Genomic DNA, 19830 nt, shown 5'->3' on the forward strand with positions numbered 1-19830 from the left:
TTGATTTACCAATAACATTAGACTCAAAACATTGATTTATCCATTGATTTTCAAGTTTTTAACATCAAATTTGGTTTGTTTTCGTTATTTTTAAAACAACAACTCTTAAATCAAGGACCAATGACAAGGACAGATGAATTGCAGAAATTTTATAGGGCTGATGATCAAAGGGAATTTAGTAAAAAATTACTTTCTATTGTTCCTCACTTACATCCATATGTAAAACACCGATTATACATTGCTGAAAGCGTTGGTATTTTGCCACAAAACATGTATTGTTCTAACGGTATTATAGACGATGCTATTGTAAAACTACACCAGGATGAATTTGATATCCATATGGATACCTTATCACTGGAATTACAACTTTTCAAAATTGCCGACGAACTTATCGATGAATTGTATCTAAGAGAAGGTTGGCATCAGCGAAGTATTAGTACGAACCATTTCCTAAAAAACGAATTGGAGAAACTAGAAGAAGTGTATACGACAGAAGGTAACGAACTAATCATGAAAGAAGATCTGAATGACATATGCTACCATCAATCTTCTGAAAACAAGCAAAATTTCATTTATGATGACCTGGATTCTGAAATCCTTCGTATCATTGACGCCGAGCCCTCTACAGATTTTAGGAAACAGAAACTCTTAGGTAAATTCTACAGTTGGTTACCGATGAAGACTTCCAAAATCATCGATTTATTTGTGTTTGGCAAACTTAATTTTGACGAAATTGCCTCCATCATGGAAATCACTGCGAATGATGTAAAGGAAACTATTATTAATGTTAGAAAAAGCTTTAGAAAAAATCTTATTTGACTAAAACAATATTCTAAAAATCAATTAAACACCTTCAAGCACTTCGCGCATTGCTTTTGCTTTTAGCAAACATTCTTCGTACTCCTTATCGGGATCGGATTTGGCTGTGATTGCTCCCCCAACAGTATACGATATATAATTCTCTGCAGCATTATACAAAATACTACGTATCACTACATTAAAGTCGAAGTCTCCCTTAGGAGTAAAATATCCCACCGCACCACTGTACAATCCGCGTTTAGATTCTTCCAGGTTTTCAATAATTTGCATAGCAGAAATCTTAGGTGCTCCGGTCATACTCCCCATAGGAAATGTAGTCTTGATCACTTCTATCGGAGAGGTTGTTTCCTTCACCTCAGAGACAACCGTCGAAATCATTTGATGTACTTGTTTGAAGCTATATACTCCGCAAAGTTCTTCTACCTTCACCGAACCTTTGACCGCAGTTCTGGACAAATCGTTACGCACCAGATCCACGATCATAATATTCTCTGAACGCTCTTTTAAATCTGCTTTTAATTGAGTTGCAAGCTTTTTATCCTCTATCTTATCTTCGGCTCGTTTGGCAGTTCCTTTTATAGGTTGCGAAATAATTTTCTTTCCTTCTTTTCGAATATATCGCTCTGGTGATGCGGACAACAAATATTGATTGTCGAACTTCAAAAATGTAGCAAAAGGTGGTTGCGAAATGGCATTGAGATGATGGTAGGTTTGTAAAGGATCAATGCAACTGTCTTTGGCAAAAAATTCCTGGCAAAAATTCGCTTCATAAATATCTCCCCGATGTATATGATCCAACATCAGCCCGACCTTTTTCTTATACACATCTTTGGTCATTCCCAGGCTAATTTTCACTTTACCACAATCACTATCTTCTTTTTCCAGCAATTGAATCGTGTCCGGTAACTTCTGAATTTCTTGAAAATCATCGTCCATCTCATCATCCACCATACGCAAATAATGCATCTCTAATTCGTCACCTTTCAGCAACAATAATTTCTTGGGTTGAAAAAAATACAGATCAGGAAATAACAGACCATCTTTGTTTTGAGAAATCAAATGCTCCACATCATTCTTCAAATCATAAGATAAATATCCAAAAATCCAATCAGCCGTTTTCTCCTGGTACTCTTGTAACTCTGCAAAAGCGTTTACGTGATCCGTTTTTAGTGTAGTAAAGGCCTCAACAGCCAAAACAGCATCATAACTAGAATACAGTTGCTGATACGAATTAGAATCTAATAGAATGACTTCATCAAATGTCTGCGCCCATTGTAACATTTGATTTTTGAAAGAAGCGGGATCTGTTAAAGCATATTTTTGGGTACTTCGCACGGCATCATTTAATTTGATGTGCAAAAGTACTTATAACTTGTTTTAATCCCAACAAAAGTGTTTCGTCTGATACGGCATCAGATTCCATAGAAAAATTATCATAAAAAGAAGGAAAACTGAAACTCTCGATAATCTCACCTCCAAACCGCGGAAAAATACCTTTTGCGTATTCTAAGGAGCTTAATCCTCCTCTTTTTCCTGGAGAAGTACTCATCAATAATATTTTTTTTCCTTCTAAAAAATTACGATCCAATCGAGATAACCAATCTATAATATTTTTGAAAAAAGCACCAAAACTTCCGTTGTGCTCATTAACCGAAATGATCAAAGCATCCGCTTCTGAAATTTCCTTTTTCAAACCCATCGCCATGGCAGGAAACCCTTTTTTCTCTTCATCTTCACTATACATAGGCATAGTGTAACTATTTAAATTTAGGACCATAATTTCATGTTCCTTAATCTCTGAGGCTACATACTTTACTAATTTGTGATTGATCGATGTGCTGCTGTTAGACCCGGCAAAAGCGAGAATCTTTTTCATATTTGTGTGATTTTGATTTCAAAATTAACCAAAATGTATACAGTCACAAAATAAGGCTACCTTTGTACCATCAAAATAAATACCATTGACTTTTCAAGATCTTAATTTAAGTACTCAACTTTTAAACGCTCTAGACGATTTAGGGTTTACCACTCCTACTCCAATTCAGGAAAAAGCATTTCCAGTAGTCATGTCTGGTAAAGATGTGGTGGGGATAGCACAAACCGGTACAGGTAAAACCTATGCCTACATGCTTCCTATTTTGCGAATGCTTAAGTATTCGGTTCAACAAAATCCAAGAGTTCTAGTACTCGTTCCTACTCGCGAACTGGTAGTACAAGTATCAGATGAAATTGAAAAGTTATCCACCTATATTAACGTCCGCATCGCTGGTGTATACGGAGGAACTAATATCAACACACAAAAACAAATCGTTTCGCAAGGGCTAGATATTATCGTAGCAACCCCAGGTCGTTTGTATGATCTTGCTGTAAGTAGAGCACTGCAATTAAAATCTATACAAAAATTAGTAATCGACGAGGTAGATGTGATGATGGACCTAGGATTTAGGCATCAGCTGATGAATATTTTTGATATCCTTCCGCAGCAGCGGCAAAATATCATGTTCTCGGCAACAATGACCGAACAGGTCGAAGAAATCATCAAAGATATTTTTATCAATCCTAAAAAAATATCGATTGCCAAAAGTGGTACACCGCTAGAGAACATCAAACAATACGCCTACAGTACAGCAAACTTTTATACCAAAGTAAATCTCCTGGAATATCTTCTCGAAGACAACGAAGAGTTTCAAAAAACCCTGCTGTTTGTAGCCAACAAGCGTATGGCAGATCGTTTGTTTGAGCGGTTTGAAAGAACATTCCCAGACCAATGCGCTGTTATTCATTCTAACAAAACTCAAAATTATCGTCTTCGAAGCATTGAACAATTCGAAAGTGGAGAACATCGCATTTTGATTGCTACAGATGTTATGGCCAGAGGATTGGATATAGATGATATCTCTCATGTAATCAATGTAGATACTCCTGCATACCCAGAGAATTATATGCACCGTATCGGTAGAACCGGTAGAGCGCAAAAGAAAGGAAATGCTATCATCATGGTCACTTCGCAAGAGGAAGAATCTCTCGAAACCATTGAAGCTTTAATGGAAATGAAGATAGAACAGCTTTCTTTTCCGGAAGCTGTAGAAATTTCGGAAGAACTTACTCCAGAAGAGCAACCCAAAATCAAGGAAATTTACAACCCTCATAAACGCCCTAACGATGATGAAGCGGGCGCAGCCTTTCATGAAAAAAAGGAAAAAAACAAAAAAGTAAATCTGGGTGGAAAGTATAAACGAGAGATCAAAAAGAAGTACAAAAAACCCAAAACTCGTGGAGATAAGACGTTTAATCAAAAGAATAAAAAACGAAAGAAGCGATAATTCAAGATATTAAGCGCTTAGAAACAATTGTTATTTATGGCTTCTATATTTACACATGGTTTCTTGGCATATGGCATTGGAAAGACCTTTCCCAAATCCATAATCAACACAAAATTTTGGATCCTTGGTATCTTATGTGCTATGTTACCAGATGCGGATGTAGTGGGGTTTAAATTTGGTATTGCTTATGAAGATTTTTGGGGGCATCGAGGGTTTTCGCATTCACTGGTTTTTGCGGTCTTGCTAGGATTTCTGGTTACCATCATTTTTTATCGAAGACGCTTTTTCTCGCATACCGGGTTACTTTTGACCTTATACTTTACGCTATGTACAGCTTCTCATGGAGTTCTGGATGCTATGACAACAGGTGGATTGGGTATTGCTTTTTTCTCACCATTTGATGATACCCGATATTTCTTTCCTTGGCGCCCAATCATGGTATCGCCTATTGGAGCCAGTAACTTTTTTGGAATTTGGGGCATTAAAGTATTGTTAAGTGAACTTATTTGGGTCGGAATTCCCGTTGGGATTTATATCTTAGTTGTACGATTAATCAAAAAGAAGAAAACCACCCAACCATATGAGGATCAATCCAATGAGTAAAGCACTCTTATTTGTATTTCTGTGTGCTCAATTGATTTCTTGCCAAACTCATAAAGATGTTGAAACAATTATTGTTTCGGAGGATCTAAAACTACTCAAAATCACCGATAACGCTTATATCCATATTTCTAATATTACTTTACAAAATGGAGCCCTATTTCCTTGTAATGGTTTTGTATACAAAAATGAGGGACAAGCCTATGTTTTTGATACTCCTGCAAATGATACTGCAACCAAAGAGCTCATCCAATGGCTTCAGGATGATCAAAAGCTATCTATAAAAGGAGTAGTTTTTAATCATCATCATAATGACTGTATCGAAGGAATGGATGTCTTTAAACAATACAATATCCCATCTATTGCTTCGCAAAAAACCGCATTTTTTATGCAACAAGAAAATTCAGGATCCGTCGATCGCATCTTCGAAAATAGCCTAGAGCTCACACTTGGAAATAAGACTATCATTAATAGATTTTTTGGAGAAGCGCATACAGCTGATAACATCATTTCGTATTTCCCAAAAGAGAAGATCATTTTCGGAGGGTGTATGATCAAAAGTCTTGAGGCAAGAAAAGGAAATCTAGCCGATGCCAATGTCATTGCATGGCCCCTTACGGTGCAAAACATCAAAAAGGCTTATCCTGAAGTTACCATTGTAATCCCAGGTCATGGAGTGCATGGAGATAGCACATTACTGGATTATACTATTTCCTTATTTCAAACTAACCAAAACCAATGAATACAAAAGATAAAACAAAGAGCAAAAAGAAACCTAAGGTGAGCATGATCACCGCATTTAAAACTATTATTTGGCCAAGACGCAATTTGGTCTTTATTGGATTGGTTTTAATTATTTTTAATAGAATCGCTGGTTTAATCTTACCCTGGAAAAGTAAAGCTTTACTGGATGAAGTAATCCCTAGTAAAGATATGGGTGAATTATACGAACTATTGATCATAGTAGGGTTGGCCATATTGATTCAAGCGACCACGTCATTTCTTTTAACTCGAATTTTGAGTGTGCAGGCGCAATACCTCATCTCAGAATTACGTGCCCAAGTGCAAAAAAAGGTGCTTTCCTTACCTATTAGTTTTTTTGACAACACCAAGTCCGGCTCTCTTGTATCACGAATTATGAGTGATGTTGAAGGAGTGCGAAATTTGATCGGTACAGGATTAGTGCAACTGGTTGGCGGTACGTTTACAGCCATTGTTTCTTTGATTCTTTTAATTTATATCAATCCCTGGATGACCTTATTTGTGCTTGTTCCTGTTACTTTATTTGGCATCATCGCTCTTAAAGCCTTCAAATATATTCGACCTATTTTTAGAGCTCGAGGTGAAATTAATGCCGAAGTAAAAGGTCGACTTACTGAAACGCTAGCAGGTGTAAGAGTCATCAAAGGATTTAATGCCGAAGAACAAGAGAATAAGATTTTTGAAAGAGGAGTTGATCGATTGTTTCAAAATGTAAAAAAGAGTTTGACCGCCACTGCGTTAATGACAAGTTCTTCTACTTTCCTTTTGGCAGGTATTGCCTCTACAGGAATCATGGGGATCGGAGGTTATTATATGATGGAAGGTAGTCTTACAACGGGGCAATTTTTGTCATTTACAATGTACTTAGCTTTTATGATCGCCCCTATCGTACAAATGAGCAATATTGGAAGTCAATTAACCGAAGCCCTAGCTGGTTTGGACAGGACTGAAGAATTGATGAACATGACTACCGAAGAAGAGATTGAGGACCGAAATATTGTTTTGGATCAAATCGATGGTGATATTATTTTCGACAATGTGAGTTTTGCCTATGAAGAAGGAAAAGAAGTATTGCACAACATAAGCTTTAGGGCACAGTCCGGTTCGGTAACTGCTTTGGTAGGAAGCTCAGGTTCTGGAAAATCTACCATTGCAGGATTGGCGGCTACTTTTCTCAATCCAAAATCCGGGATCATTACCATAGATAGTCATGATATCTCTAAAGTAAAACTCAAGAGTTACCGTAAGAATCTGGGAGTGGTACTTCAGGATGAATTTTTGTTTGAAGGCACTATTCGGGAAAACATTCTTTTCCCTCGTCCTGATGCTACCGAGGCACAATTACAATCTGCAGTAAAGGCGGCTTACGTAAATGAATTTACAGATCGCTTTGAAGATGGATTAGATACTTTAATTGGAGAACGAGGGGTGAAATTATCCGGAGGACAACGCCAACGTATCGCGATAGCCAGAGCTATATTGGCCGATCCAAAAATTATTATTCTAGACGAAGCCACATCGAATCTGGATACCGAAAGCGAAGCCTTGATACAGAAAAGTCTTGCCGAACTCATGAAAGGACGTACCACATTTGTGATTGCCCACAGATTAAGCACCATAAAAAAAGCAGATCAGATACTTGTTATCGAATCTGGAAACATTGCGGAGCGTGGAACTCATGATGAATTAATCAAAGCCGAAGGCAGGTATTTTGACTTGTATACCTACCAAGCGCGAATTTAATTCTCTAAAGTTTCCTTAAAATCTGTTGATATCCGCTACCCATAACGACTTACCTAAAAAGTAAGTCTATGAAAAAGATTGTGTTTATCCTTTTGACATGTCTGCAATTAGGAACCTTAGAAGCTCAAAATGGTAATCATTTTCCCAAACAGGATTATGATTATTTTTTAGATTTTTTTGCCACCAGAGATCGTAATACACATCAAAAAGCGTTGATATACATTAACGATAACTGGTCTGAAGATTTTGAAGCTTTGGCTATAGAGAGCTTGTATTTTTTAAAAAGTCCTTCTACCTCAAGTAAGCTTTTGAATATCTTGCAAAAAAAGACCGGTAAAAATTACACCTACGATTTCAATCAATGGTATGAATATCTTTGGAACAAAGATGCTACGTATAATGAGGGATATTACTTTTTTAAAGCTGCTTTGCACAGAGCAATAGACTCCAGATTTGCTAAATATTTTTTGAGTCGTCAAGATCAATCCACAATCCGATTAGACGAAGTACGTTGGGGTGGTGTTATCCAGGATGGGATTCCTCCATTGCGAAATCCCAATATGATCAACGCCAATCAGGCCTCTTATTTGGAAGATGATCATATCGTATTTGGGATATCGATCAATGGAGATACACGGGCTTATCCCAAACGAATTTTGGCTTGGCACGAAATGTTTACCGATCAGGTTGGAGGAGTTCCGGTAGCTGGGGTGTATTGTACATTATGTGGTACCGTTATTCTCTATAAAACCGAACAAAATGGCGTGAAATACCAAATGGGAACCAGTGGTTTTTTATATCGTTCTAACAAATTAATGTATGATAAAAAAACACAATCTTTATGGAACACCTTATGGGGAAAGCCAGTTATTGGCCCTTTGGTAGATAAAGGGATTGAACTCGAATACCTTAGTGTAGTCACCACGACTTGGGGTGAATGGAAAAAGAGGCATCCGGAAACTAAAGTATTGTCTCTTAAAACAGGGCATGATCGTAATTACGACGAAGGGATTGCCTACAAAGACTACTTTTCTACAGATGAGTTAATGTTTAATATTCCCAAAAAAGACAAGCGATTAAAAAACAAGCAAGAGATTCTGGCCATACGACTACCTAGTGTAACTGAAGAGAATATTGCCATTTCTTCCAAATATCTACGAAAGAATCCTATACATACCGGTGTAATCCATCAAAAAAACTTTATTGTATTTACGGATAAAAGTGGAGCACATCGGGTATATTTCAACAAAACTATTGAATTTGTAGGTTATGATGGACAATCTACAGCAACCGATAGTAAAGGTAATTCCTGGAAATTGGAAGAAGAAGAATTAATAAATACGAAAACACAAGAAGTTTTAAAAAGAGTTCCTACCCACAATGCGTTTTGGTTTGGTTACAAAGCTGCTTTTCCTGAGGTTACTCTAATAAAATAAAGAACGCCCTCATAATTGGATGACTCCTTTTTCTATTGAAAAATGATCGTATTTAGAACCAGTCTTAATGCTCATTTTAATACATTTAAATACACAAAAAATCGTTTAGCTATGAAAAATGTAAGAAAAGCCGGGGATGCTCCTATTCCCTGTCAATTAGAAGCAGATAAAAATTATGCCTGGTGTAGTTGTGGTTTTAGTTCTGACCAACCTTTTTGCAACGGAAACCATAAAAAAGAAGACGGCACCGACCCAGTGATTTTTAAGGTTGAAGAAGCTAAAGAAGCGTATTTATGTACCTGTAAACAAACCAAAAACCCTCCGTATTGTGACGGGTCTCACAAAAACTAAAATTATGAAGCTCTAATTTTTTTCCTTCAATTAGAGCTTCATATCTTATATTATTCTCTTATTAATTCTGTGGTTTTGGCGCCCAGGTGTAATACCATTTTATCTTGCTCTGGAAAAAATTGAATTTGCACTCCTGTCTGATCTGATTTAAACACATCTTTTTCGTAAGATTCTACCGGAAATGTGGGTCCATTCTTAGCATTAACAATCAATAGCGTATCTTCTTTGGTGATTTTTATTTGATGTGGAAACTTGTTTGCCTTATATACGCCCAAATACGAATCTAACTCTTCGGTTTTCAAGGCTAAAGGAGGTTTGAACTCTGGGAACTCATAAGGAGCTCCAAAGTATATTTTGGCTACTCCCATTAATATATCAGTTAGCCCCAAGACAACTCCATTAGACAAATATGTGATGATCAGCTCGTTTTCAGGAATATAAATCGCGATGGATTGAAAACCATCTATTCCTCCAGAATGCCCGTAATTTTCTCCATCTGTATATGGAAATTCCATTAGCCCCAAACCAAATCGATCTACCAATCGTTTCATTTCTTCTAACGATTTATCAGAGACTAATTTCCCTTTGAATAAACTATTATAAAAAATGGCAACATCTTTTGGTGTAGATATAATAGCACCTGCCGCTGCCGGAACACTCATATCTGTTTCTGGTTGTGCCACCCAATTGGCATGTAGCACATAGGAATTCGCTTCATTATTGGCTACATCAATTTTGCCACCATAGCTCGTATTTTTCAATTTACAAGGCATCACTATTCGTGATTTCAAAATCTCTGCATAACTCTTGTTTTCAATATCCTCCAAAATATATCCCAGTAGTAGATAATTCGTGTTCGAGTATTTTGCTTTTTTGTTGGGTTTGAATTGTATTTCTTTTTCTACCATTCGGTCCAACATCTCGGTTCTGGTATTAGGTCTTAGCATCCATTGTCTAAAATCTTTATCTCCTGTTATATTAAAAAGACCACTACGATGTCTTAAAAGGTGCTCGACAGTAATTTTTTCGGCATTTGGCATTTGCGGAAAATACGTACTAAGCGGAGTATCGAGAGTTAACTTACCTTCGTCTATCAATTGCATGATTAGCGTAGCCGTAAACGTTTTGGTAATTGAACCTATTCTGTATTTTGTTTCACTATTGGCTAACAATTTTTCAGCTACATCGGCATAACCAATAGACCGAGCATATACTTCATTACCCGCCTTGTGAATGGACAAACTTCCCATTGCCTTATTTTTTTGCGATAAATGAGTAAGAAAACTATCGAGTTTTTGTGTATTGACTATTTGTGACTGTGTGATAACTGTAACAAATAATAACAGAGTAGTGATCGTTTTTTGCATGATATTTGTGTTTTATTCTTCTTTTTGTACCCAGGTGAATACTGTTGTCGCTGCTCTGGAAATCACAAATACAAAACAGCCGAATAAGGTAGGCAAAGCAGATACTTTTAATCCTCCAGCCAGCATGCTGGCAGAAATATCTCCTAACATTTCTATACGATCAAATGCTTCAATAAGCCCAATAAGTTGCCCCAAAATACCCCAAACCAAAATCAATAACCCTAAAGAGTTAATCAGTTTTATGTATTTTGAAGACCAACGCTTTTCTCGATAGAATACCCATATACTCTTTATGACCAAAAACAGTATTACTAAAAGAACCATCAAAATTGGTACCATAAAAAATGGACCTCCTTCATGTAAGAGTTGAAAGACGGGGAATGATGCGGGTTGATCTTGAGATTGAATAAAAAATAGTGATATCATAATAACTGGTGTTTAATTTATAAATAATATGTGAGCGATAATGCTCGAAGGTTATTTTTTCTTGATCATTTCTATTTCAGGGTACTGTTCTGAAGAAAACTCTTTGGCAAGTGCAATCGACTTACCCCGAAGATGTTTATCAAAAAATGCCAAAACCAATTGATTGGTAATGTCGCTCATTCGTTTGGGTACAATGGTTCCTGTTTCGGTTAAGGCATTAATTTTGGTCCAATACGAAAGATCTCCAAAATTAGTATGCGCACTGGATGCAATAGTAGCTAGGTAGTAATCCTCTCTAGTAATACGATCGTAGATGTAAAAATTAGGAGTAAAGAATTCTTTATAATTTCTATCGGCATGCATGACTAGCAACGGCACCTTCAGAGTTGTATCGATTGCTCTTCCCCATTGTGCTCCATCCAAATTAATCACTCCTTTAACTCTTGGGTCTACTGCTGCATTTTGAACAACCGCTGCTCCACCCCAGGAATGCCCAATAAGACCAATGTTATCCACATCAAATTTTTGAAAAAACACACTATCCGGATTGTTATTCAGCAGTTCGATTTGATCCAGTACAAAAGAAATATCGTTCGCCCATCGATCTAAACTTTCAAAATATGGCAGATGTTGGACCACCTTGCTTAACAGTTCGTACTTCCTGGTGGTGTCTTTTTCTTGTTTGAAAAGTTCATTGGTTTCATTTACAAACTTAAAATCAACGCCCTCATTCATTTTTTGGATGTTCTCTTCACTCCAACGGATTCGTTCTCCTTCATATTCTGTCAAAAATGATTCATACATATGATCAATACCCACAACCACATACCCCTTGCTTACCATTTCTTCGACAAGGGTGGTATACATTTTGGCACTCCATGTTAAGCCATGAGACAATACCACTACTGGTAATCGCTTGTTTTTGATTATGGGTAAAAGTCGTTGAGTATGCGTTTTGGTAAGGTTAAAATGAGAGGCCATAAACGTAGGCATACCTTTACTTTGTGCAAATACTTCGGCATATCCATCATCCAGATATCGTTCGGGTTCGGTAATCTTTTTTGAAGAAGGATACCAGATATGAACCGTTAATTTTCTTCTATCATCCTCTTCCTCTGTAATCAATTCGGGTCTGGATTGATCTTCAAAATACAAAGTATCTACTCCTACGGTATAATCCCCAGTTGGCTTTGGAAACTTGATTACTGGCATGACCATACCTAAAACAAATGCTACAATAGATAACAACATCCCCAAACCCGATCCTATTCCTCTTATCCATCGGTTGATCCTGGGACGAACATAAAAAAGTATTCCAATTACAAATGAGACATATCCCAAATACATTTGCCATCTGCTCTCCTCTATGAGTAAGTGCAGTACCAGAAATAGTGTCTCGCTGTATAAGATCCATTTTTTAATTGATGAGTTCTTAAGAAAAATGCTGACAAAAAAAGCAATAACACTCAGTAGAAAAGTAATCTCTAAAATTCGCATTGAAGAATGATTTTGATATTGATTCGGAAACAAAACTAAGATCAAAGAGACCTCAATATTTTTAATTTCGATCAATGACCAAATTAGCATTGCGTATAGCAGATCCAATTACAAATGTTGTTCAAAATGTCAAAACAGGGGGCAATTCAGTTATTCACCTCATTAATCATGCTGTTTTAAAAAATATACGGATATTAGAAGCGTATCCGTAAAGAGATGATTTCAAAAGAATTTATTTTCAAAAAAATCGCGCAAATAATATTACACGTTGCCTTTTGGACGATTGTGTTGTTTTGTTATACCTATTTCTTTGGATACAATACTAATGACATTCATTATGTGTTTTCGTTCTCTTTGTTTTTGATGCCAGTAACCGTGGGAACAACATATACGGTGATCGAACTGCTGATTCCTAAATATCTGTTTCAGCAGAAGTATTTGCTCTTTGTCTTATACTGTATTTACACCATCATAGTTTCTGCTTACTTTATTGTAATTTCCTTTTTTTATGGGCTGATATTTCTTACTGAAACAAAAGTTGCCGATATGGCTCCCATGACAAGAAGTCCCCTATTTCTTTTTATCGCGGTATACTTTGTGGTTTTCATCGCCAGTGCTTTAAACCTTGCATATCGCAACTACAAATCCATTACAGCGAATCAACAGCTAACTCATAAAATTCTGGAGACACAATTAAAGTTGAAGGAACAAGAACTTCAGTACTTAAAAATGCAGATTCATCCTCATTTTCTTTTTAATACATTAAATACGATGTATGGATTTGCCATCAAAAAGTCTGAAGAAACTCCAGAACTTATTCTAAAACTCTCAAATCTCCTGGATTACTTGCTGTATCAAAGTGACAAACCTTTGGTTCCTTTACAAGAGGAAATAGAGCACATCAAAGATTATGTCGCTCTAGAAAAAATGCGTTTCAGAGATAGCTTGGCTATTGAAGTAGACCTACCTCTAGTAAATAGCACCATAGAAATCCCTCCTATGTTACTTATCCCTTTTGTAGAGAACAGTTTCAAACATGGGCAAATACGAAATGATAAATTATATATCTATATCAAACTTAAACTTACTGGCGACGAATTGTATTTTCATATCAAAAATTCGATTCAAAATGACGAAGCCGAACATCCGCCAGGAATTGGCTTAAGCAATGTCCAAAAACGCCTTGAGCTTCTATTCAAAAATAACTATCAATTAGAAACGCACAAAGACAGCGAGTGGTATACTTCCAAATTACAATTAAACATTTCAAAATCTTCGGTTAATGAATACTAAAGTTTCCTGCATCATAGTAGACGATGAACCTACGGCACGGGATATCATCAAAGATCATTTAAGCAAAATAGATCGCATCGAAATTATTGCAATTTGCGCCAATGCTATGGATGCCTTTAGCTGTATTAATGAACAAGCTGTGGATTTGATTTTTTTGGATATACACATGCCCGGTATTTCTGGTATTTCATTTGCCAGATCCATTAATAAAAACATCAAAATCATTTTTACTACTGCCTACAGAGAATATGCTATCGATGGTTTTGACTTGCATGCTGTAGATTATTTATTAAAACCAATCTCTTTTGAACGCTTATTGAAATCACTGAACAATTACTTTGAAGTGTATCAACAACCTACTAAGGATATCCAAGAGAATTCATTGCATACAGATTATATTTTTGTACGGTCGGACCGACGTATGAAACGAATAGATTTTTCTGATATTTTATATATCGAAAGCTATAGTGATTACTTAAAAATACATTGTACTTCTGGAGTGATCACAACCCGAGAGACCATTAGTAATATGCAGTCCAAACTTCCTACTAAAGACTTTATTCGTATTCACCGTTCTTTTGTTGTGGCTATATCTAAAATAGATTCTTTTTCTAATGAAGAAGTTGTAGTAGGCAACAAATCACTCCCTATCAGCAGGAACTATAAGACCGAGGTTCTAAAAACACTCGAACAGCTATAACTTCATCAAATAAAAAAGGCGAGTTTCTTAAGCTCGCCTTTTTTTATTTATAGTCTTATTCTCTTACATGTGTAAAGGTCTATTATCTGTAGCTGCCAAGGCCGCTTCTTTTACCGCTTCTGTAAAAGTAGGGTGTGCATGCGACATACGTGAAATATCTTCGGCAGATGCTCTAAACTCCATGGCAGTCACCGCTTCGGCAATGATATCTGCACAACGTGCTCCTATCATGTGTACTCCTAGCACTTCATCTGTCTTTTCATCAGCCAAAATCTTAACAAATCCATCTAGATCAGCACTTGCTCTGGATCTTCCTAAGGCTCTAAACGAAAACTGACCTGATTTGTAGGCTACTCCAGCTTCTTTTAACTCTTCTTCAGTTTTACCAACTGCAGCAACTTCTGGCCAGGTATAAACCACTCCAGGTATTAGGTTATAGTCGATATGTGGTTTTTGTCCTGCTAATGTTTCTGCCACAAAAACTCCTTCTTCTTCGGCTTTATGGGCTAACATTGCTCCTTTTACCACATCTCCAATAGCATAAATATTAGGCACATTGGTTTGCAAATGATCATTTACCTCAACCTGTCCTCTTTCATTAATTTTTACTCCGGCAGCTTCAGCATTTAATCCATCTGTGTAAGGACGACGCCCTACTGACACCAAACAATAATCACCTTTGAACTGTACCGGATTTCCTTTTTTGTCATCGGCAGTAACAGTTACTTGTTTTGCAGTAGCTTTTACTTCGGTAACCTTATGAGAAGTGTAGAATTTCACACCTTGCTTTTTCAATACTTTCTGTAATTCTCTGGATAAAGCTTTGTCCATTCCTGGAATAATTCTATCCATATATTCTACCACAGAAACCTCAGCTCCCAAACGTCGATATACCTGTCCTAGCTCCAATCCTATAACACCACCACCTATTATCACCATGTGCTTTGGTACTTCTTTTAGCTTTAACGCTTCTGTAGAAGTAATCACTCTCTTTTTATCTATTGTGATAAACGGTAATGTTGAAGGTTTTGAGCCTGTGGCGATGATTATATTTTTCGCTTCGATGGTTTCTGTTGTTCCGTCTGCCTTTGCGATATCGATATGAGTAGCATCTTTAAAAGCACCAACACCTTCATACACCTCGATATTATTTTTCTTCATCAAGAAATCCACTCCACCTGTAGTTTGATCTACTACTGCTTGCTTACGAGCGATCATTTTTTCGAGATTGATTTTTACTTCTCCAGGAATTTCAATTCCATGATCAGCAAAATGCTTTACTGCATGCTCATAGTGATGAGAAGAATCGAGTAATGCCTTACTAGGGATACACCCTACGTTAAGACAAGTTCCGCCAAGTGTTGAATATTTTTCGATTATTGCAGTTTTCATACCTAGTTGTGCGCATCGAATAGCAGCTACATATCCACCAGGTCCAGAGCCAATCACGGCTACATCATATGTACTCATAATAGATTATTATGTTGTCGTATTAATAGTGAACAACAAATGTACGAATGTTTTATTTCTTACAGAAGTACAGGGATTCTGAAATTTTTGCCAAAAAGCAATATTAAGACTACATAAAAAGTTATACATTTAACTCAAATTAGATATTGATATTTCGATCAAAGTATGACTTGATTTGCAAAGAGATATCTCTGCTCTAAAAAACCAAAACATAATGCGCTATTTATCAGCACTTTTCTTACTTATAGTGATTGTTTTCTGGAGTTCCTGTCGTAAGGATTTCGAATCAGGACCAAGTATAGGGAATCTAGAATTTTCGGTAGATACTCTTTTTCTGGATACCGTTTTTACAAACATCAGCTCGAGTACTTATAGTTTTAGAGTATATAATAGAACAAATGACGATTTCACTATTCCAACCATAGCCCTTGAACGTGGAGAGAGTTCTAATTACAGACTTAATGTAGATGGTATCCCTGGAAAATCCTTTGAAGATATTCAAGTTTTGGCGAAAGACAGTATTTTCATCTTTGTAGAAACCACTACGGATATTACCTCACAAACTAATGATCTGGAGTTTTTATATACTGATCGTATTATTTTTGATGCAGGAGGAAGTCCGCAAGATGTAGATTTGGTCACCTTGGTCAAAGATGCCATTTTTCTATTCCCTTCTCGGGATGCGATGACCGGAGAAGTCGAGACTTTACTATTAGGAGTCGATAATGAAAATAATGAGATCCGTATAGAAGGGTTCTTTCTCGACAATGATCAACTCAATTTCACCAACGAAAAGCCCTACGTAATTTATGGATATGCCGCGGTACCTAGTGGTGAAACTCTGGTGATAGATCCTGGTGCAAGAATCCATTTTCATGCTAATTCCGGATTGATTGTAGCCAATAATGCCACGTTACAAGTTAATGGAGAGTTGAGTACAGATCCCGAACGTATGGAAAATGAAGTCATTTTTGAAGGAGATCGATTAGAACCCGGTTTTAGTGATATCCCAGGACAATGGGGTACCATTTGGTTAACAGCTGGAAGTACAGGACATACTATTAATCATGCAACCATAAAGAATGCTACAGCAGGTATATTGATGGATTCTAATGATGGAGGTCCTGACCCTACTCTCACCATAACGAATACGCAGATATATAATTCTTCAAACGTTGGCTTATTGGCCAGAACGGCCAACATTCTCGGAGAGAATATTGTCATCAATAATGCTGGACAGGTGGCTTTAAATTGTTCCTTAGGAGGCACCTACAATTTTAATCATTGTACTTTTACGAATTACTCGAGTATAGGAACTGGTTTTAGACAACTGCCATCTGTTTTGATTGATAATAATCTGCAAATCAGTGATACCGAAGTTGTAGTCGCGGATTTATTGGCTGCTAATTTTACGAATTGTATTATTTACGGAAATCAAGATTTAGAACTTTTATTTAGTCGTGTAGACGGTACAGCTTTTAATTACAATTTCCAAAATAGCTTGATTCGATTTAATGACTTTAGTGATCGGTTTGTAGATGATCCATTATACGATTTTGACAATACATCTCTTTTTGAGAACATCATCTTTAATGAAAATCCCGACTTCAAAGCACCATTTGATAACATGCTGAATATTGGTGATAATTCTGCTGCCAATGGCAGAGCCAGTACTCCTACTTCGGGAACCGATATTTTGGGTACAACACGAAATCCTACGGCCCCGGATATTGGTGCGTACGAAAGTACCGTTTTTGAGGATGGGAATTAACTATGAAATACAATGTATAAAAAAGCGCTTTCAAAAAATTGAAGGCGCTTTTTTATTACACGATCATTTTATTTCTATTCTGATAATTGATACGCGGTCATCTTTCCATCTAGCATCTGCGGTACGAGTAACAGCTTTTCTTCTTCATTCAAGAAAATATCTGCAGCACCCGGATTTGAATCCAAAATTTCAGACACCTCTCCTTTTTGATTAATCGCATACACCCCTCCTGCTATCCAATCTGAGATCAGAAATTGGGAATCATATGTTATCAAACCATCATAATTTCCTTTGGGCCCAGTAATGTCCTTGATTTGCTTGGTCGACAGATCTATTGACATTAATTTTCCCGGAACTTCAGTTTCAAAAGTTTTTGGGTTAGTGACCACCCCCCAACTTGCCACATATAGTTTATTATCTACAATTTTGAGTCCATTGGGATAGTCCAATTTTTCATCTTTTAACCAAAGTTCAATTTTCTTATCCTTAATGCTGTAAATCGCATTCCCGCCAAAGGTATCCGTAACATACACGGTGCCATTAGCATCTATTTCAATATCGTTTAGAAAAGTAGCTTTTTCTGCTGTGAGTCGGTCTAGAACTTTCCCGGTACTGATATCTACTATTACCACCACATCGATATCGGCGATATACAAATGGTTGTTATACAACCCAAGGCCTTTTGGCGCATTCAACCCAGCAATCCATTTTTTTGTTTTGATGCTACCATCGGTGGTCACCATGGAAATATATCCCAATCCGTTTTTCTCGGCAGGTTGCCCAGCCACGTTCGACACATAATACACCTTGTTTTCCTTATCAAAAACAACAGATTCTGGCGCTTCCAAACCGTTTACCTCCCAAATCTTTTTTACTTTCTGAGCACTTACATTGGTAAATATTAATACCATAATGCTCATCCATAACATATTTTGTTTCATAATCATAAATTTTAAAATCAAACATTTTAAAGTACATCTCTAATTCTGAGGTACTATTTGATTTCAAAAGTATAACCGACGTGTCTGCTAAAAATTGATGTATGATAAGAAAGGTATATAGTAGCTTAAGTGCTCTTTTTGACTTGTTTTCGAATCCTGCTTAAGCTTTCCGGAGTAATCCCAAGATAAGAGGCGATCTGATAATTTTTTACGCGTTGCTCGATATTTGGATAACTTTGTAAAAAAGCATCATAACGCTCTTCGGCAGTATTATTTAAATTGGAAAGTATTCTTTTTTGAAAGGCAACAAAAGCATTTTCAAGTTGTCTACGGAAGAAACGTTCTAATTTAGGAACCTCTTCAAACAGCAATAAAATATCTTTTTTATTGACACGTAGTAGCTCTGTATCTTCTATACATTCAATATTCAAGATAGATTTAGCTCCAGTGTAATAGGCTATATAATCACTAGACCACCAATTTTCCACAGCAAATTGCAAAGTATGCTCTTTTGCATCTCGATCCAACAAATACGTACGCAAACATCCACTTATCACGTAGTATTGATGATTGATGTATTGGCCAGAATGCATCACTTGATCTTTCTTTTGAAAAGAAATGGGTTCGAAATAGCCTAAAACCTTCTCAAACTCAGCGCTGGTAAGATCAACTTCTTTGGATAAGTGTTGCTGTAATGGGTGCATATCACAAAATACATATAATGTTTGGTATACAAAGAAAGCATTTTTGAAAGAAAAACATATTTTAGTCTTCTCTTTAGCAACGACCTTATGAACACTTATATTTTCTCATCGCAACGGCTTGGTTTTCGGGAATGGTCAACAGATGATCTTGAAGCTTTGTATCACATCAATAATGATGATGACGTTATGGAATTTTTCCCTTTTAAACCCTCAAAAGATGATACTGAGGATTTTATTAAAAGAATGCAAAGCATGTATAAGGAACAAGGGTTTTGTTATTTTGCCGTAGACCTTTTGGAAAATCAGGAATTTATAGGGTTTATAGGGCTATCCGAACAAACTTATTTAACAAAACTTGGAACCTTTGTAGATATCGGATGGCGCTTAAAAAAAAGTATTTGGAATCAAGGTTATGCTACAGAAGGCGCTAAAGCGTGCTTGGATTATGGTTATCATCAAATTGGTTTGGATACCATATATTCTGTTGCACCAGAAATTAATGTGAAATCAGAACTCATAATGAAAAAAATAGGAATGGAAAGAATAGAAACCTTTTTGCATCCTAAACTGGAGAACTATCCAGAATTGTTATCTTGTGTCTTGTATAAAAAGTCAAAATCTTAATCC

19 protein-coding genes are annotated in these 19830 nt (G+C 36.6%); 11 read left to right on the plus strand and 8 right to left on the minus strand.

Features of this window, described 5'->3' with window-relative positions; translation table 11 throughout:
• Window positions 1–120 precede the first annotated feature (120 nt).
• Window positions 121–819, plus strand: a complete 699-nt coding sequence (locus ACXAGJ_RS12080; protein WP_474840174.1) for a hypothetical protein — start codon at window positions 121–123, stop codon at window positions 817–819.
• 24 nt (window positions 820–843) lie between these two features.
• Here the strand turns inward: ACXAGJ_RS12080 and pabB are convergent, their stop codons facing one another.
• A complete protein-coding gene (gene pabB / locus ACXAGJ_RS12085; RefSeq protein WP_474840345.1) occupies window positions 844–2154 on the minus strand; it encodes an aminodeoxychorismate synthase component I in 1311 nt (436 codons plus the stop codon).
• Window positions 2155–2158: 4 nt separating this feature from the next.
• The gene (locus ACXAGJ_RS12090; RefSeq protein WP_474840176.1) at window positions 2159–2695 is read right to left on the minus strand and encodes an NADPH-dependent FMN reductase; all 537 of its coding nucleotides are present in this window, start codon (window positions 2693–2695) and stop codon (window positions 2159–2161) included.
• An 85-nt stretch (window positions 2696–2780) separates the two neighbouring features.
• Here ACXAGJ_RS12090 and ACXAGJ_RS12095 point away from each other — a divergent pair, with 85 nt between their 5' ends.
• The 6 genes from ACXAGJ_RS12095 (at window position 2781) to ACXAGJ_RS12120 (ending at window position 9034) form a co-directional block, all read left to right on the plus strand.
• Complete coding sequence (locus ACXAGJ_RS12095; RefSeq protein ID WP_474840178.1) at window positions 2781–4142, plus strand: DEAD/DEAH box helicase; 1362 nt, start codon at window positions 2781–2783, stop codon at window positions 4140–4142.
• 36 nt (window positions 4143–4178) lie between these two features.
• Window positions 4179–4745: a metal-dependent hydrolase gene (locus tag ACXAGJ_RS12100; RefSeq protein WP_474840180.1), complete on the plus strand. Its 567-nt coding sequence runs from the start codon at window positions 4179–4181 to the stop codon at window positions 4743–4745.
• Window positions 4738–5484 carry a subclass B1 metallo-beta-lactamase gene (bla, locus tag ACXAGJ_RS12105; protein WP_474840182.1) on the plus strand — a complete coding sequence of 249 codons (747 nt, stop codon included), beginning with the start codon at window positions 4738–4740 and terminating at the stop codon, window positions 5482–5484. Before ACXAGJ_RS12100 ends, bla begins: the two co-directional genes overlap by 8 nt.
• The gene (locus ACXAGJ_RS12110) at window positions 5481–7247 is read left to right on the plus strand and encodes an ABC transporter ATP-binding protein (RefSeq protein WP_474840184.1); all 1767 of its coding nucleotides are present in this window, start codon (window positions 5481–5483) and stop codon (window positions 7245–7247) included. Before bla ends, ACXAGJ_RS12110 begins: the two co-directional genes overlap by 4 nt.
• A gap of 68 nt (window positions 7248–7315) precedes the next feature.
• Window positions 7316–8683: a DUF3179 domain-containing protein gene (locus tag ACXAGJ_RS12115; protein WP_474840185.1), complete on the plus strand. Its 1368-nt coding sequence runs from the start codon at window positions 7316–7318 to the stop codon at window positions 8681–8683.
• 111 nt (window positions 8684–8794) lie between these two features.
• Window positions 8795–9034: a CDGSH iron-sulfur domain-containing protein gene (locus tag ACXAGJ_RS12120; protein WP_073316305.1), complete on the plus strand. Its 240-nt coding sequence runs from the start codon at window positions 8795–8797 to the stop codon at window positions 9032–9034.
• 50 nt (window positions 9035–9084) lie between these two features.
• Here the strand turns inward: ACXAGJ_RS12120 and ACXAGJ_RS12125 are convergent, their stop codons facing one another.
• From ACXAGJ_RS12125 to ACXAGJ_RS12135, 3 genes are read right to left on the minus strand one after another with little or no spacing between them, the layout of a single operon-like run.
• The gene (locus ACXAGJ_RS12125) at window positions 9085–10401 is read right to left on the minus strand and encodes a serine hydrolase domain-containing protein (RefSeq protein WP_474840187.1); all 1317 of its coding nucleotides are present in this window, start codon (window positions 10399–10401) and stop codon (window positions 9085–9087) included.
• 12 nt (window positions 10402–10413) lie between these two features.
• Window positions 10414–10827 carry a MotA/TolQ/ExbB proton channel family protein gene (locus tag ACXAGJ_RS12130; RefSeq protein WP_474840189.1) on the minus strand — a complete coding sequence of 138 codons (414 nt, stop codon included), beginning with the start codon at window positions 10825–10827 and terminating at the stop codon, window positions 10414–10416.
• A 51-nt stretch (window positions 10828–10878) separates the two neighbouring features.
• Window positions 10879–12324 (minus strand): alpha/beta hydrolase family protein, encoded by a 1446-nt coding sequence (locus ACXAGJ_RS12135; RefSeq protein ID WP_474840191.1) that lies wholly within the window; start codon window positions 12322–12324, stop codon window positions 10879–10881.
• A gap of 216 nt (window positions 12325–12540) precedes the next feature.
• On the opposite strand from ACXAGJ_RS12135, the gene ACXAGJ_RS12140 reads away from it, so the two are divergent.
• Both ACXAGJ_RS12140 and ACXAGJ_RS12145 read left to right on the plus strand, forming a co-directional pair.
• Entirely contained in the window at window positions 12541–13617 is a 1077-nt protein-coding gene (locus tag ACXAGJ_RS12140) for a sensor histidine kinase (protein WP_474840193.1), read from the plus strand.
• A complete protein-coding gene (locus ACXAGJ_RS12145) occupies window positions 13607–14317 on the plus strand; it encodes a LytR/AlgR family response regulator transcription factor (protein ID WP_474840195.1) in 711 nt (236 codons plus the stop codon). Before ACXAGJ_RS12140 ends, ACXAGJ_RS12145 begins: the two co-directional genes overlap by 11 nt.
• 63 nt (window positions 14318–14380) lie before the next feature.
• Here ACXAGJ_RS12145 and lpdA read toward each other — a convergent pair whose 3' ends face one another.
• Window positions 14381–15787 carry a dihydrolipoyl dehydrogenase gene (gene lpdA / locus ACXAGJ_RS12150; protein WP_474840197.1) on the minus strand — a complete coding sequence of 469 codons (1407 nt, stop codon included), beginning with the start codon at window positions 15785–15787 and terminating at the stop codon, window positions 14381–14383.
• Between the two features lie 214 nt (window positions 15788–16001).
• Here lpdA and ACXAGJ_RS12155 point away from each other — a divergent pair, with 214 nt between their 5' ends.
• Window positions 16002–17558, plus strand: a complete 1557-nt coding sequence (locus tag ACXAGJ_RS12155) for a hypothetical protein (RefSeq protein ID WP_474840199.1) — start codon at window positions 16002–16004, stop codon at window positions 17556–17558.
• 74 nt (window positions 17559–17632) lie between these two features.
• Here ACXAGJ_RS12155 and ACXAGJ_RS12160 read toward each other — a convergent pair whose 3' ends face one another.
• Complete coding sequence (locus tag ACXAGJ_RS12160) at window positions 17633–18499, minus strand: SMP-30/gluconolactonase/LRE family protein (RefSeq protein ID WP_474840201.1); 867 nt, start codon at window positions 18497–18499, stop codon at window positions 17633–17635.
• Window positions 18500–18624: 125 nt separating this feature from the next.
• Window positions 18625–19203: a Crp/Fnr family transcriptional regulator gene (locus ACXAGJ_RS12165; RefSeq protein ID WP_474840203.1), complete on the minus strand. Its 579-nt coding sequence runs from the start codon at window positions 19201–19203 to the stop codon at window positions 18625–18627.
• Between the two features lie 87 nt (window positions 19204–19290).
• On the opposite strand from ACXAGJ_RS12165, the gene ACXAGJ_RS12170 reads away from it, so the two are divergent.
• Complete coding sequence (locus ACXAGJ_RS12170) at window positions 19291–19827, plus strand: GNAT family N-acetyltransferase (RefSeq protein ID WP_474840205.1); 537 nt, start codon at window positions 19291–19293, stop codon at window positions 19825–19827.
• Window positions 19828–19830: the final 3 nt, after the last annotated feature.

It is taken from the genome of Aquimarina sp. AWH4_224 (assembly GCF_056160245.1).